Origin of the sequence: Actinoalloteichus fjordicus (assembly GCF_001941625.1) — a bacterium.
Taxonomy (GTDB): Bacteria; Actinomycetota; Actinomycetes; order Mycobacteriales; family Pseudonocardiaceae; genus Actinoalloteichus_A; species Actinoalloteichus_A fjordicus.
This window is the reverse complement of the sequence record NZ_CP016076.1, coordinates 148,236-163,027: the sequence shown is the minus strand read 5'-3', so window position 1 is coordinate 163,027 and position 14,792 is coordinate 148,236. Positions and strand designations below refer to the sequence as shown.

Below are 14,792 nucleotides of genomic sequence, written 5' to 3'. Positions count from 1 at the left end.
CGAGGGAGCGGACGCCGAGGCGAGGCAGACTGCACCTCAGGCGAGTTCGTCGACCGCCCTGAGTAACCGCTCCACCTCGACGGCCGTCGTGTAGTGGGCGAGTCCGACCCGCACCGCGCCGCCGACCTCGCCGACGCCCAACACCGCGAAGACGTCGTGCGTCCCTGGATCGGAGAAGGCGCACACCCCGCAGCGCAGCAGGTGGTCGACGACGTCACGGGCCTTGATCCCGTTCACGGTGAACGCCATCGTGGGCACGCGTCGCATGGCATCGCCGATCACCATCACCCTCGGCAGGGCGCGTAACCCGGTCGTCAGGCTCGCCAACAGCCCGGCCTGGTATGCCTTCACCGAACCGAGCGAGGTCAACAGCCGCTCGCGTCTCGGCCCCTTCGCCGTGTCGTCGAGGGCCGCCAGATAGTCGACGGAGCCCACCAGTCCCGCCAACAGCGGATAGGCATGGGGCCCCAGCTCCAGGCGCTCCTGGCCTCGGGCGGCCGGGTCGAGGGAGACCGAGGACCACCGGTCCAGCAGGGCCGGATCTCGGAACACCAGTGCCCCGACCGGCGGGCCGCCCCAGGATGTCGCCGACACGGCGACCACGTCGGCGCCCATCGCGGTGATGTCCAGCGGCAGGAACGGTGCGGCGAAGGAGGCGTCCACCACCACGAGCGCGTCGGCGGCCGAGGCGAACTCGGCGATCTGACGGATGTCCGGCCTGGTGCCGACCGCGCCGGAGGCCGCGGTCACGGCCACCACCTGGGTCCGCTCCCCGATCAGCTCGCGGTACTGCCACTCCGGCAGCTCGCATGTCTCGATGTCGACCTCCGCCCACCGGACGGCCGCCCCGCTGCGCTGAGCGGCCCGCCGCCACGGCGCGACGTTCGCCGGGTGGTCGAGCCGAGAGACGATGACCTCGTCGCCCAGCACCCAGTTCTCCGACACGACCTCGGCGAGCCGTTGGAGCAGCACCGCCGCGCTCGGCCCCAGGACGACCCCGGCCGGGTTGGCCCCCACCAGGTCGGCGATCGAGCGACGTGCCGCCTCCACGATCGCCGCCGAGCGTTGTGACGCAGGAAACAGTCCGCCGGGACCGGAGACGGGAGCGCGCAGTGCGGTGGCGACGGCGGTGGCGACCTGCTCCGGCACCTGCATGCCCGCAGGCGAGTCGAGATGCACCCAGCCATCGCCCAGCGCGGGGAACAGTCCGCGCACTCGTGCGACGTCGAACGCCATACGAACACCGTACGGAGCCGCTGCCGACGGCTTCTGCGCGGGTCAGGACCGGTGGACCCGCGGAAAGTACACGCCGCGAGCGGGCGCCCACGCTCCCGGCCCGCGCCGATTCGAGCGGCCCGGCTCGGACGTGATCCGCCGCCCCGGCCGCCCGAGCGAGCCGCCCGGCAGGAGCAGGCCCGCTGCGAGCACCGCCGCAGGCAGACGACAGGGAGCATCCGGGCCGGTAGACGGTGCGCGGGAGCACGAGGACGCGGGTGGTGAGACCGACGACACGTCGACACGGCCGCAGGCGGCGCGGCGAGGCGACTCCGGTCGGGCTCTTGACACGCCCGATATGTGCCGGGTCCAGGATGGGGACATGAGTCGCGAGAGGGAGAACGGACAGGGCCACCCCGACCAGGTGGATGCCGACGAGCGGCACCGGGTCGTCCTCATCGGCGACGACGGCCTGCCGTTGGAGACCGAGGAGGGCGTCGAGGCCGACGCCGACGAACTCGGTCAACACGACGGGGAGCAGATCGCCGACCTGGTGGAGCAGCCCGCGAAGGTGATGCGCATCGGAACCATGATCAAACAGCTGTTGGAGGAGGTCAGGGCGGCGCCGCTCGACGAGGCGAGCCGCAGCAGGCTCCGCGAGATCCACGTCTCCTCGATCAAGGAGCTGGAGCAGGGGCTGGCACCGGAGCTGGTCCGCGAACTGGAGCGGCTGTCCCTGCCCTTCGAGGAGGAGTCGGTGCCGTCCGAGGCCGAGCTGCGAATCGCCCAGGCCCAGCTCGTCGGCTGGTTGGAGGGCCTCTTCCACGGCATCCAGACCGCGTTGTTCGCCCAGCAGATGGCGGCCAGGGCGCAACTCGAGCAGATGCGTCGCGGAGCGCTGCCGCCGGGCACCAAAGCCACCGAGCCGGGTGAGTCCAGCCCCCTGCGGGGCATGGGTCAGTACCTGTGAATGCGGCGGAACATCGCAACACAGGGCTGAAGGGTCACCCGAACTGGTGATCTGAGGGAGTAACGGGAGCGTGACCTACCGGCGACGGACCACACACACCGTCGCCGGTACTCTCTCCCCCGTGCAGGCAACCAGCACGCGTGAGCGTACGACCGAGCCGCCCCAGCCCTCTTACCGAAGCTGGAGCCGTGCCTTCGGCGACCTGCGCCGAGGATGGCAGCAGCGCCCGTTGTGGGGCTACCTCGGCTGGCAGGACATCAAGCAGGGTTACAACCGCTCGGTGATCGGCCCGCTGTGGATCACGATCAGCATGGCCGTCACGGCATTCGCCCTCGGCGTGCTCTATTCGACGTTGTTCGATCAGGACCTCGCGGTACACCTGCCGTATCTGACGGTCGGTTTCATCGTGTGGAACTTCATCGCGGGCAACGTCAACGAGGGTGCCTCGGTCTTCATCGCCAATGAGGGGCTGATCAAGCAGCTCCCGGCGCCGCTGTCGGTGCACGTGTATCGACTGGTGTGGCGACAGATGCTGTTCTTCGCCCACAACCTGGTCGTCTACGTCATCCTGATGTTCATCTTCCCGAAGCCGCTCGGCTTCCACAGTCTGATGGCCGTTCCCGCGTTCGCCGTCCTGGCGATCAACGCGATGTGGATGGCGATCCTGGTGGGCATCATCTCCACCCGGTTCCGGGACATCCCGCCCGTCACCGGCAGTCTCATGCAGCTGTTGTTCTTCATGACGCCGATCGTGTGGAACTACGACATCATCGCCGACCGCAGCGAGGAAGTGGCTGCCCAGCTCTGGGTCGTGCAGTTGAACCCGTTCCTGCACTTCCTGGAGATCATCCGGCAGCCGATGCTCGGCGAGTGGGCCTCGTGGCACCATTGGGCCATCGTCGGCGGCATCACCGTCCTCGGCTGGGGGGCTGCCCTGGTCATCCTGCGCAACTACCGTGCCCGTGTGTCCTACTGGGTCTGAGTGAGGCCGTAACAAGTGGTCAGCATCGACGTCTGGAACGCTTCGGTCGACTTCCCGATCTTCGACGCGAAGTCTCGTTCTCTGAAGAAGGCCGTGCTCAACAAGGCGGGCGGCAGAATCGGCACCGACACGAAGGTGCCGCAGATCGAAGCACTGCGCGATATCAACCTGTCGCTCGGCGACGGCGATCGCGTGGCGCTGGTCGGTCACAACGGCGCAGGGAAGTCCACCCTGCTGCGGCTGCTGACCGGCATCTACGAGCCGACCAGGGGCCATTCCCAGATCGTCGGGAAGGTCGCGCCGGTCTTCGACCTCGCCGTGGGCATGGACCCGGAGATCTCCGGCTACGAGAACATCATCATTCGCGGGCTGTTCCTCGGAATGTCGCGCAGGCAGATGGAGAAGCGGACCGACGAGATCGCCGAGTTCTCCGAGCTGGGCGATTATCTGGCGATGCCGCTGCGCACCTACTCCACCGGTATGCGGGTCCGGCTGGCACTCGGCGTGGTCACCTCCATCGACCCCGAGATCCTGCTGTTGGACGAGGGCATCGGCGCGGTCGACGCCGCGTTCCTGGAGAAGGCTCGCGACCGACTGAATGATCTGGTCAAGCGATCCGGAATGCTCGTCTTCGCCTCACATTCCGACGAGTTCCTCGTCGAACTGTGCAACACGGCGATCTGGATGGACAAGGGTCGTATCCGCGAACACGGCTCGCTGCGCGAGGTCCTCACCCATTACAAGGGCAAGGACCCGTTCGAGAGCCTGACCCCGGAGACTCTGGCGCGCATCAGCTCGCCGGTCACGGTGAACGGTGCAGGTGAGCAGGAATGACACACGGCACTCCCTCGTCCGCCAGTGCCGATGAGCACGACGGAGAAGCCTCGACCCTGCCGCCGGGATCAGTGGTCGCGGTCATCGTCACCCGACATCGCGCCGAGCTGCTCGCCGACTCGCTCAAGGTGATCGCGGCGCAGACCCATCGCCCCGACCACGTCATCGTCGTGGACAACGGACCCGATCAGCCCGCGCGCGCGATCGTGGAGTCCTGCCCGCTGCCCACCACCTACCTCGTCTCGCACCGCAATCTCGGTGGTGCGGGCGGCTTCGCGCTCGGCATGCTGCACGCCCTGTCACTGGGCGCCGAGTGGGTGTGGCTGGGCGACGACGACGGCAGGCCCGGCGACGAGACCGCGCTGGAGACCCTGATGTCGGAGGCCGAGCAGCGCAGGCTGGCCGTCGTGTCGCCGGTCGTGGTCAACATCAACGATCCGGATCTACTGGCGTTCCCGCTGCGGCGCGGCCTGACCTGGAAGCGACGCAGGCGCGAGCTGGGCACCACATTCCTCCCCGGCATCGCCTCGTTCTTCAACGGGGCACTGTTCCGCGCGAGCGCGCTCGACGTGGTCGGCGTGCCCGACTACCGGCTGTTCTTCCGCGGCGACGAGGTGGAGATCCACCGCAGGGTGGTGCGCTCCGGCCTGCCGTTCGGCACCTCGCTCCGGGCGACCTTCGTGCATCCGGACGGCTCGGCCGAGTTCAAGCCGATGCTCGGCGGCCGATTCCACGCGCAGGACCCCGAGGACCCGGTCAAGCGCTACTACACCTACCGCAACCGGGGCTACCTGCTGTCGCAGCCGGGAATGCGCAGGCTCGGCCTGCTGGAGGTCTTCCGCTTCGGCCTGTACTTCCTGGCCGTCCGTCGCGACCCCAAGGCGTTCGGCCAGTGGCTCAAGCTCGTCCGGCAAGGTCGTCGGGAGCACTTCTTCCGCAAGTGATCTGCGGCGTCCGCACCGCAGCGAGGCCGTCTCGTCCGCAGCGACGAGGCGGTCTCGTCGTCTGTCGTCGACCGCGTGGACGGCCCGGCGATCGACGCGAGGCCTGCCGCCGCCGACGCGTCAGGAGCCGCGATGGCCGCGGGTCGGCGTGTCCCCCGCCGTCGAGACCGGCGCGTCCGCAGGGCACGCACGCCCGGACCGTTGCGCCCACGGTGAAAACTGCTGCCCCCGGCAGACCGGTCCGGTCTGATGGAGCCATGAGCACGCCTGGGCAGGCCTTGATCCTGCATCCCGTCAACGGCAGCGGTCCACTCACCATCGCGGTGTCCGACGACGCCGCGCAGGCCCTGCGTACCCGGCTGGTCGAGCTGGTCCAGAACGGCGCGACCGAGGCGGTGCCGACGCAGGACGGCGGAGAGATCATCGTCAACTTCGCTCAGCTGGTGACCGCGCATCTCAGTGCGCTGGGCCGGGGAACCGCCGCCTACGGCAGGCCTGCCAAGACCGACTAGGCCCGTCCGTGCCGGGCACGGTGACCGGGCGGTGTCGACGCCGGGGACATCCGGGCCCCGGCGCCGCCCAAGTGCACGAAGGGCGGTCGTGACCGGGAATTCTCCGGTCACGACCGCCCTCTAGTCGTGCGGCGGCGGTCTCCTCGGCCGTCGGTGGCCGTCGCCGCCGGTGTCGGCGTCAGTCGCCGAAGACCCGCTTCCACGAGTCGGCGCTGGTCAGCTCCGGCATGGCGTCCCGGTAGGCACGCTTGAGCCGAGGCCACTCCCGCATCAGGCGCCGGTAGTTGTTGATCACCTGGGCACCCAGCCTGCGGAACTCCTCCGGGTCGCGGCGGCGGAACGCCACCCCGGAGCCGTCCGCGTTGGACACGGTCGCGCTGTCCAGCGAGCCCAGCAGGAACCACAGCGCGCTGCTCGACGGCACGTTCATCTGCGGCCGTTCCTTGGCCGCCGTCTCCGGTGCGCGAAGGTTGTGCAGCAGCGCCTTCGAGGCGCGCGCCGCGATGACCACGGGGTTCACCGGCGGCTTCAGCATCGTCTCGGCCCGGACCATGTCGAAGGTCGGCGGCGGGAACTCGCGCGACGAAGGCAGTACCTGCGCGTCGCTGTAGTTGCTCCGCAGCGTGCGCACCTCCGGCAACGCCGTGCGCAACGACTCGACAAGGCCGTCCGGCCCCGCCAGGAAGTCCTCGATCGCCTTCTGCTGCACCGCGACGGTGGAGTACTCCATCGACAGCAGATGCCGCAGCGACAGCTTGAGGCCCTGCTTGAGCAGAGTCCGCCGCACGTCGTAGGGGCTGTGCAGTACGGCGAGGATCAGCCGGTTGCGGGTGTGGAAGTAGGCCGTCCAGTCCGTGGCGTCGTTCTTGTCCGTCCACGGCATGTGCCAGACCGCCGAACCGGGCAGGCTCACCGTCGGGAAGCCGTGCTCGGCCGCCCGCAGCGAGTACTCCGCGTCATCCCACTTGATGAACAGGGGCAGCGGGTACCCGGTGCGCTCGATGACCTCGCGCGGGAAGTTGCACATCCACCACCCGTTGTAGGTGGCGTTGATCCGGCTGTGCAGCTCCGGGGTCTCGCGGAGCGACTCCTCGCCGAAGTCGTGGTCCACGACGGCGCCCGGTGCGGGACGCCAGAAGCAGGTGTTGAGGTCGACGACCTCGCCCATGCTGTGCAGCCGTGCCCGCGCCTGGAGGTTCAGCATGTGGCTGCCGACCACCACCGGCTGCGCCAGCGCCCTGGTGAAGGCGTTGGAGCGAAGCACCGAGTCCGGTTCGAGGCGGATGTCGTCGTCCATCAGCATGACCTGATCGACGTCGGTGTGCTCGATCGCCTCGTAGAGGCCTCGGGTGAAGCCGCCAGAGCCGCCGAGGTTCTCCTGCTCGATGACCTGGAGCCTGCTGCCGAGGAGCTTGGCCGCCTCGGCGAAGCCCTCGGTGTCTCGGACCTTCACGTTGCCCTGGTCGGCGACGAAGACCTTCTCGACGACGTCGAGGACGTCCCGGTCCTCGCCGAGTGCCCGCAGCGCGATCACGGCGTCGACGGGGCGCATGGTCGTGATGCCGATCGCCATCTTCTGCCGAGGCAGGTCCTCGTCAGTGGTCCAGGCGGCGTCCTTGATCTGAAGCGGGGAGTCGTCGGTGAAGATGTCGAACCAGATCCAGCCGCCGTCCTCGAACGGCGCCAGGCTGACCCGGATCTCCACCGTGCTCCACGCCTTGGCGCTGCGGACCGGGTGGCCTTCAAGGTGGACGATGTCGCCGCTGGGCTTCGAGCGGTACAGGTCGACGCGCCCCGTGCCCTTCACCGACAGCCGGAGCGTCACCTCGTCGACGCGCGTCCACCGCTTCCAGTAACTGGCGGGGAACGCGTTGAAGTACGCCGCGAAGGACACCTTCGCCGACGGGGGCACCGTCACCGCGTGCCTGCCGGAGACGTGCGTGTGCAGATTCTCCGGCTCGTCGAGGTACAGCGGACGGACGTCGAGCGGGTCCTCGTCCCTCGGCAGGATAAGGCGTTGCAGCACCTGCGCCGGCTGGACACCGGAGCGGCTGCTCACCCGGACCGAGGTCTGATCACTGACCTTGCTGTCGATGACGTCGGCGTCGGCGGCGGGAACGGACTCCCCTGCCTCGCCGTCGGCGGGCGCGGGATCGTGCTGACGGGTCGCCTTCGGCGGCCCGGGTTGCTCGGTCACGTCTCAGTCCTCCAGCGAGCCGTCGAGCGAGCGGCCCTCGGTGAAGTAGGGGGCGATGCGGTTGTCGAACATGCTCAGCGCCGAACCGATGGCCATGTGCATGTCAAGGTACTTGTAGGTACCGAGCCTGCCACCGAAGAGGACCTTGCGCTGCTTCGCCTCCTGCTTGGCGAGCTCGCGGTACTTCTCCAGCTTGGCCCGGTCCTCGGCGGTGTTGATCGGGTAGTACGGCTCGTCCTTCTCCTCGGCGAACCGGGAGAACTCGCGCACCACGACGGTCTTGTCGGTCGGGTACTCCCGCTCCGGATGGAAGTGCCGGAACTCGTGGATGCGGGTGTAGGTGACGTCCTCGTCGGCGTAGTTCATCACCGGGGTGCCCTGGAAGTCCCCGATCGGCAGCACCTCCTGCTCGAAGTCCAGCGTCCGCCACGACAGCGCGCCCTCGGCGTAGTCGAAGTAGCGGTCCAGCGCGCCGGTGAAGACGATCGGAGCGCCCTCGGGCAGCTGGTCGCGGACGTCGAAGAAGTCGACACCCAGCCGGACCTCGATGTTCTCGTGCTCGGCCATCTTCTCCAGCCACGCGGTGTACCCGTCGACGGGCAGACCCTCGTAGGTGTCGTTGAAGTACCGATTGTTGAAGTTGTAACGAACGGGAAGGCGCGAGATGATCGCGGCGGGCAGGTTCTTCGGGTCGGTCTGCCACTGCTTGGCGGTGTAGCCCCGGACGAACGCCTCGTACAGCGGGCGACCGATCAGCGAGATCGCCTTCTCCTCGAGGTTCGAGGCCTCCTTGGTGTCGATCTCGCCCGCCTGCTCGGCGACCAGCGCCTTGGCCTGCTCCGGCGTCAGGTACTCACCGAAGTACTCGCAGATCGTCGCCAGGTTGACCGGCATCGGGAAAACCCGGCCCTGGAAGATCGTGAACACCCGGTGTTGGTAATCCGTGAAGTCGGTGAACTGGTTGACGTAATCCCACACCCGCTTGTTCGAGGTGTGGAACAGGTGTGCCCCGTAGCGGTGCACCTCGATCCCGGTCTCGGGCTCGGCCTCAGAATACGCGTTGCCTCCGATGTGCTCACGGCGATCGAGCACCAGTACCCGCTTGTTCAGCTGGGTGGCGGCCCGCTCGGCAACCGTAAGACCGAAGAAACCCGAACCCACAACGATCAAGTCATAGCCATCAAAGCTCACGGTCGTCGAGAGTACTAATAGCGTCGTCGACGCATGAACCCACCGTCTCCTCACGGGCCCGGCGCCGGGACGGGTGCCCCCGCGCGGCGGTCGAGGGCTCCGGCACAGCGGCCGCGCCGAGGGAGCCCATGTCCACGGAGATCGCAGGCCATCTGCCGCGTCACCTGCCGAATCACCCGCCCGGCCGCGATCGGCATCCGACCGATGGACTACCCGAGTCCTCGCCGAGACGACGACGCACAGAGCGATGACGCACCGGAGGAAGACAGGGCGCGGACGGGCCTCCTCGACCCGTCTGATGACTCGAATCGACCGATCTCGACACGATCACCGATCGATCGTCGGCGGTCCCGACGAACCACCGCCCAGGACTCCGATTCGACTGATCGCCTATTTCACCGCGACCTCACCGGCCGCGGAGCACTCGAACGATCACCTTCCGTGACAATCAATGCGCGAGGAATATCCGCTACCCGAAGAAGAGCGGCGCACTCGATCCGGACAACGGGGCCGACACCGACCCGTCGGTCCATCCGGCGCTCGGGCCGGAGTACTACGCCAGGCAGCGGTTGCTCATCAGATGATTTACCCCGGAGAATGACGACCACTCCGCCGCAGGCAGCGTCCCGCAATTCACCGCCGTGACTCCGATTCGCAGGCGGGCGTCGAGTCGTGAGTTCGCGCGGGCATCCGCGCAAGGCAGGTCGGTCCGGGGATGACGATGCCCACTCTTCCATCCGATGAACTCACCGAGGCGAGCGCACGACGCAGGCGGATCGACTCGCCCGGCCCGGTAGCACGGACGAATACGGCGCGGGCCGCTCCCGGGACGCCAGGTTTTCTCGCCTGCCGGGAAGAGAACTCGGACAGCGGGCGACGAGTGACCTCGATGCAGATCGACGGCCTGCCGCCGATCCGATCTCCCCGACGACGGATCACGAGGAATCGTCTGCCCGCCCGGCTGCGGTCCGCGCCTCGTACCGACGGGACGGTGACAGCTCGTCGGGCACGAACCCGCAGGCCAGGGCTGCCAGGACCGCAGGCAGGCCGCAGCACTCCGGCACGATGCGGCCGATCTGCGTGCCGCTGAGCATCACCGGACGACGATGGCGGGGAGAATGCGACACCGGAGCACACCGGAGAATCCCGAGGCGGCCTGCCGCGAAGCCACTCGTTCCCCGATGCCGAACGGTCGTCCACCCGCACGCGAATCCATCGGCCACCCGCGTTATCACCGAGACATGCCGATCGACAACGTGATGCGGCGTGTCGTGTCGGCTGCGATCGGAGCAGGATCGCAGCCGCACCGAACCGCCCGACCGAACCGGTGATGGAATACGCGAGATCGATCAGCTCCGCCCCCGTTCGCTTCGAGCAGCCAATGCGTTGTGGATCACCCGAGGCACGGGCGGGACGACGTCGGGAAACAGGCCGCACCACCTTCCGGTTCCTGGAAGATCGGCTTGCCGAGGAGTCCGAGACCGCATCAGCCGAAGAAAGTCGCCCGGATCGACGTCGGCCATCCGGTGAACTGCGGGCAGGACATCGGCGGAGCAGGCGCCGGGCTCGACGACAGGCGGTGGGATCGCGGCCTGCGGAACCGGGCGGAATTACCCACGGTGATGGCCCGGCCCTGCCCGATCCGGCCCCGCGAGTGCGGGTGATCAGCGGAGGCGGAACGGTCGCCGGTCCCTCGATGATCAGGCCGCCACCCGGTCGGCAGCCGACCGCCCCCGGGCAGGCAGGGGCGGCGTCGATCGGGCGCGGCTCGGCAGCGGCCGCCGCGCACGCGGGCTGGTCAGGACCCGACGGCCTCCGCGACGCGGTCCCCGAGGTGCCGGGCGATCTCCAACGCGCTGGTCGCCGCAGGTGAGGGAGAGTTGAGTACGTGGACCTGGCGGCGCGCCGTCTGCACGAGGAAGTCGTCGACCAGCCTGCCGTCCGGCAGCACGGCCTGCGCCCGTACCCCGGCCGTGTCCGGGACGAGGTCCGCGACCTCGATCGCGGGGACCAGCCGGGCCAGACTGCGGGCGAAACGACGTCGCGACAACGATCGGAGGATCTCGGCAGCCCCGGTACGCAGCTGTCGTCGTGCCAGGCGCCAACTGCCTGCGAAGGACGCCACCTCGGCCAGATCACGCGCGGACACGTCCCGCCACCGATAACCCTCGCGGGCGAGGGCGAGCACCGCGTTCGGGCCCGCGTGCACCGAGCCGTCGACTCCTCTGGTCAGGTGGACGCCGAGGAACGGCAGCGTCGGATCGGGAACCGGGTAGATCAGACCCCGCACCAGGTGTCGCCGCTCCGGGCGCAACGCGTGGAACTCGCCCCGGAACGGGATGATCCTGGCCGAGGGCACGATCCCGGCCATCCTCGCCACGACGTCGCTGTGCAGTCCGGCGCAGTTCACCAGCCCATCGAAGGCGTCGACGCCGTGCCGGGTGGCGACCTGGACCCGGCCTCGCACCTCCCGAATCCCGAGCACCGCGCTGTCCAGGCGCAGCTCGACCTCGTGATCGGCCAGCTCCCGGACCATGGCCATGCTGAGCGCGGAGTAGTCCAGCACGCCGGTGTCGGCGACGTGCAACGCGGCGACACAGTCGACCTCTGGTTCATACTCCCGCGCCTGACCTGCACTGATCAGTCGCGCCGTCACTCCGTTGGCGACGGCCCGTTCCGCGAGGGCATGCAGCCGGGGACGCTCGGACTCGTCGACGGCGACGACGAGCTTGCCGGTTCTCCTGACCTCGACGCCTCGGGATCGGGCGTAGTCGACGATGGATCGGTTCCCCGCCCGACACATCCGCGCCTTGAGGCTGCCCACCGGGTAATAGAGACCGGCGTGGACCACGCCGCTGTTGTGCCCCGTCTGGTGGTGCGCCCACCGATGTTCCTTTTCCAGGACGGTGACCCGGCAGCCCCGTCGGAGGGCGAGTTCACGAGCGACCGCCAAGCCGACGATGCCGCCCCCGATCACCACGATGTGCGACATTCCCCGCTCCAGTTCACCCGGTTGGCTGTACCACTCACGCTGTGCACCGATCGCCCATCCAGCCTGCCGGCTTAGAATCCGACCGACGGCATGGCACGCAGTGCGGCCCGACGACGATCTCGCCGAACACACGCGGCACGCCCTGGGGGAAAGAGGCCGTGCCGCCAAGGCAATGGGGACTTGACGAATGAGCTGGTTGGAAGCCGTCCCGACAGCGCTGATCGCACTCGGCTGGCTGTTGGCGCCCGGTCTGCTCCTCGCCTATGCGGCGGGCTTTCGCGGCATTCCGGCCTGGGGAGCGGCCCCGCTGGGCAGCCTCGCGCTGATCGGGACGATCGCGGTCGCGGCCGGGGCCGCAGGCATCACCTGGGGCCCGCTGGTCGTCGCGGGCGGCACGATCCTCGCCTCGATCGTGGCGGTCGTGATCCGCCTCCTGCTGGCTCGCCGCAGGCCCGCCCCGCTCGCCACCGAGAATGATCCGCGCTCGGTGCGGATCGCCGCCGTGGTGGGCATCCTGCTGGCGGTCCCGATCGGCGCCGTGACCGTGGCTGTGGGCATGGGCTCGCCGGACCGGCTCGTGCAGTCCTTCGACGCCGTCTTCCACCTCAACGCCATCACCTTCATCCTGGAAGACGGCAACGCGTCGACCCTCGCCGTCGGGGGCACCACCGATCCGAACGGCGACGGCGGCTTCTATCCGGCGGTCTTCCACGCCCTCGCCGCGCTGGTCGAGCCCTTCACCAGCGTCGGCGTGGTCACCGCAGCGAACATCACCGCGGCCGTCATCGCGCTGATCGCCTGGCCGCTCTCCTGTCTCCTGCTGGTCCGGGTGGTCACCGGCCCGTCCATGCCCGCGATGGCCCTGACCGGCCTGATCAGCATGGGCTTCGCGTCATTCCCGTGGAACCTGCTCGGCTTCGGGGTGATCTGGCCGAACCTGGCAGGTCTGGCGGTGCTGCCCGCAGGTCTGGCGGCCGTGGTCGCGCTGACTGGATTGATCGAACGGGTGACCCTGGGCCGGGGCCAGGCGGTCCTGCTGCTCCTGGCGGCACTGGCGGGCGGCGGCCTCGCCCACCCGAACTCGGTGTTCAGCCTGATCGCGCTGAGCATCGCCCCCGTGGCCATCGCCATCCTCCGGCGGGCTCGGGTGCTGATGACGGCGAAGCGGTACGTCCTGGCCTGCGCCGTCGTGATCGTCCCGCTGGCACTCGCCCTCACGGGCTGGGCGGTCTTCCGGTCGACGGCGATGTACGCCGAACTCAGCTCACACGACTGGCCCGCCTACGAGACACCTGCCCAGGCCTTCGGCGAGGTCCTCTTCGGCGGCCTCGCCGGCCGATCAGCGACCTGGCTGCTCTCCGCCATCGTGATCGTCGGCCTGGTGTCGGCCTGGCGATCCGGCGTCCATCGCTGGCTCGTCTACTCCCACGTCATCACGGCGGTGCTCTACATGTTCGCCGCCGCGCTGGACACCGATCTGTCGATGCTGCTCACCGCCGTCTGGTACAACGACGCGCACCGACTCGCCGCGATGGTGCCGATCACCTCGGTCCCGCTTGCGCTGCTCGGACTGATCAGCATCGCGACCGCGATCCGCAAGGCCGCCGCCGATCACCAGTGGTCCTCCCGAGGCGCGGTCGGCAGACTGACCAGCACGGGCGGCCCGGTCACGCTCCTGCTCGGCGTCCTGTTGGTCATTCTCACCGGCGGCATGTACGCGCGTGACCACCCGCACCTCATCGCCCGCCTCTACCCGGAGGGCGTCCCCGACCCGGCGATGAACCTGGTGAACGCCGAGGAGCGCCGGTTTTTCGAGGAGGTGGCCGCGATCGTCCCCTCGGACGCGACGGTCGCCAACCAGCCGTGGGACGGCAGCGCGCTGTTGTGGGCGACGGAGGGCCGTCGGGTCCTGTATCCGCACCTTGTCTTCGAGTGGAGCGAGGATCAGGAGTACCTCGCCGCTCATCTCGCCGACGTGGGCGAAGACCCACGCGCCTGCCAAGCTGTGCAGGATCAGGGCGTCGAGTATCTGATCAAGGGTTCGCCGGACTACTTCTGGCCGTGGGACTCCCGACAGGCGAACTACCCCGGAATCGACAACGCGCCGGAGTCACCCGGTTTCGAGCTCGTCGCCGAGGACGGGGACCTGCAGCTCTACCGGATCACCGCCTGCGCGAGCTGAGCTGCCCCGTCAGGAACAGGCGGGCCGCCGCCGCTCGATCCGGCGGCGGCCCGCTTGCCGCCGTGCGGGTGAACCGCCTCCGTTCGACGAAGTCATGCGCGAGAGGCCGCGCCTGACCGGCCGGGGGAAGCAGGGCATCGGCGACCGGAACGCCGCCTGAGATCGGGCCTGCTCGAGCCGCTTCGGGCCGCCGGACGGCGAACGACCTGGCGGCGGCTCGTCATCCGCATTCATCGCGAGCGGGATTATCCGTTGTGGACCGTCAGATGTCTCCGGACGCGCCACGCACACGGTCGAATCCACCACAGGTATTCGTTGCTGACCGTCATCCCGTCGGCGATTAAACACGTTCGAGTGGAGGAAATCACACCGGGGCCTGATCTCACCCCGGTCACACGGCCAGCCCGGGATCACCGAAACGACGCGAAATCGGCATCACGTCACCCGAATCGGTATCCGAATCGGAAATAACGGGCGATTCTCCGGCTCTTTCACCGACGGCCGCTCCCTTTCGATTCCCTGGGCCTGCGCAGGGGCGTTCGGACGACGTGCGGGCTCGACGTGATCCCGCACGCCCCGCGAGGCCGGCAGGAACGCGGCGGAACTGTGCCTGCTCTCATGCTGGTGAGGCGCCTGACCAGCGAGCCGTCCCCGAGCGGGCCTGGGCATGGCGGCGGCCCGTCACCCACTCGGGGTCGAGATCGACAGGGACCCGCATCGCCGGGCCGACGCCCGCCCGACGCATTCACGGACCGCTCGTGTCGAGGAGTGGT

The 14,792-nt window shown here is 68.8% G+C and carries 11 protein-coding genes; 6 read left to right on the top strand and 5 right to left on the bottom strand.

Annotated elements, in window-relative coordinates; genetic code table 11:
- Positions 1-36 precede the first annotated feature (36 nt).
- Positions 37-1,236, bottom strand: coding sequence for a cysteine desulfurase-like protein (locus UA74_RS00705; RefSeq protein WP_075737982.1), 1,200 nt, complete (start codon positions 1,234-1,236; stop codon positions 37-39).
- 361 nt (positions 1,237-1,597) lie between these two features.
- Between UA74_RS00705 and UA74_RS00700 the strand changes: the two genes are divergently transcribed.
- The 5 genes from UA74_RS00700 (at position 1,598) to UA74_RS00680 (ending at position 5,457) form a co-directional block, all read left to right on the top strand.
- Positions 1,598-2,185 carry a bacterial proteasome activator family protein gene (locus tag UA74_RS00700; RefSeq protein ID WP_075737980.1) on the top strand — a complete coding sequence of 196 codons (588 nt, stop codon included), beginning with the start codon at positions 1,598-1,600 and terminating at the stop codon, positions 2,183-2,185.
- 121 nt (positions 2,186-2,306) lie between these two features.
- On the top strand, positions 2,307-3,167 hold the full coding sequence (gene wzm, locus UA74_RS00695) for a galactan export ABC transporter permease subunit Wzm/RfbD (RefSeq protein ID WP_075743258.1): 861 nt from the start codon (positions 2,307-2,309) through the stop codon (positions 3,165-3,167).
- 15 nt (positions 3,168-3,182) lie between these two features.
- On the top strand, positions 3,183-4,001 hold the full coding sequence (gene wzt, locus UA74_RS00690) for a galactan export ABC transporter ATP-binding subunit Wzt/RfbE (RefSeq protein ID WP_075737978.1): 819 nt from the start codon (positions 3,183-3,185) through the stop codon (positions 3,999-4,001).
- Positions 3,998-4,945: a galactofuranosyltransferase GlfT1 gene (gene glfT1 / locus UA74_RS00685; protein ID WP_075737976.1), complete on the top strand. Its 948-nt coding sequence runs from the start codon at positions 3,998-4,000 to the stop codon at positions 4,943-4,945. The genes wzt and glfT1 overlap by 4 nt, the downstream gene beginning before the upstream one ends.
- Positions 4,946-5,202: 257 nt before the next feature.
- A complete protein-coding gene (locus UA74_RS00680) occupies positions 5,203-5,457 on the top strand; it encodes a hypothetical protein (RefSeq protein WP_075737974.1) in 255 nt (84 codons plus the stop codon).
- Between the two features lie 178 nt (positions 5,458-5,635).
- Here the strand turns inward: UA74_RS00680 and UA74_RS00675 are convergent, their stop codons facing one another.
- The 4 genes from UA74_RS00675 to lhgO all read right to left on the bottom strand — a co-directional run bounded on the left by UA74_RS00675 (position 5,636) and on the right by lhgO (position 11,837).
- Positions 5,636-7,654 carry a glycosyltransferase gene (locus UA74_RS00675; protein ID WP_083682823.1) on the bottom strand — a complete coding sequence of 673 codons (2,019 nt, stop codon included), beginning with the start codon at positions 7,652-7,654 and terminating at the stop codon, positions 5,636-5,638.
- A gap of 3 nt (positions 7,655-7,657) precedes the next feature.
- Entirely contained in the window at positions 7,658-8,845 is a 1,188-nt protein-coding gene (gene glf / locus UA74_RS00670; protein ID WP_075737972.1) for a UDP-galactopyranose mutase, read from the bottom strand.
- A gap of 935 nt (positions 8,846-9,780) precedes the next feature.
- The gene (locus UA74_RS31340) at positions 9,781-9,942 is read right to left on the bottom strand and encodes a hypothetical protein (RefSeq protein ID WP_157433922.1); all 162 of its coding nucleotides are present in this window, start codon (positions 9,940-9,942) and stop codon (positions 9,781-9,783) included.
- A 701-nt stretch (positions 9,943-10,643) separates the two neighbouring features.
- Positions 10,644-11,837 (bottom strand): L-2-hydroxyglutarate oxidase, encoded by a 1,194-nt coding sequence (gene lhgO / locus UA74_RS00660; protein WP_075737968.1) that lies wholly within the window; start codon positions 11,835-11,837, stop codon positions 10,644-10,646.
- Positions 11,838-12,024: 187 nt separating this feature from the next.
- Here lhgO and UA74_RS00655 point away from each other — a divergent pair, with 187 nt between their 5' ends.
- Positions 12,025-14,019, top strand: a complete 1,995-nt coding sequence (locus UA74_RS00655) for a DUF6541 family protein (RefSeq protein WP_075737966.1) — start codon at positions 12,025-12,027, stop codon at positions 14,017-14,019.
- Positions 14,020-14,792: the final 773 nt, after the last annotated feature.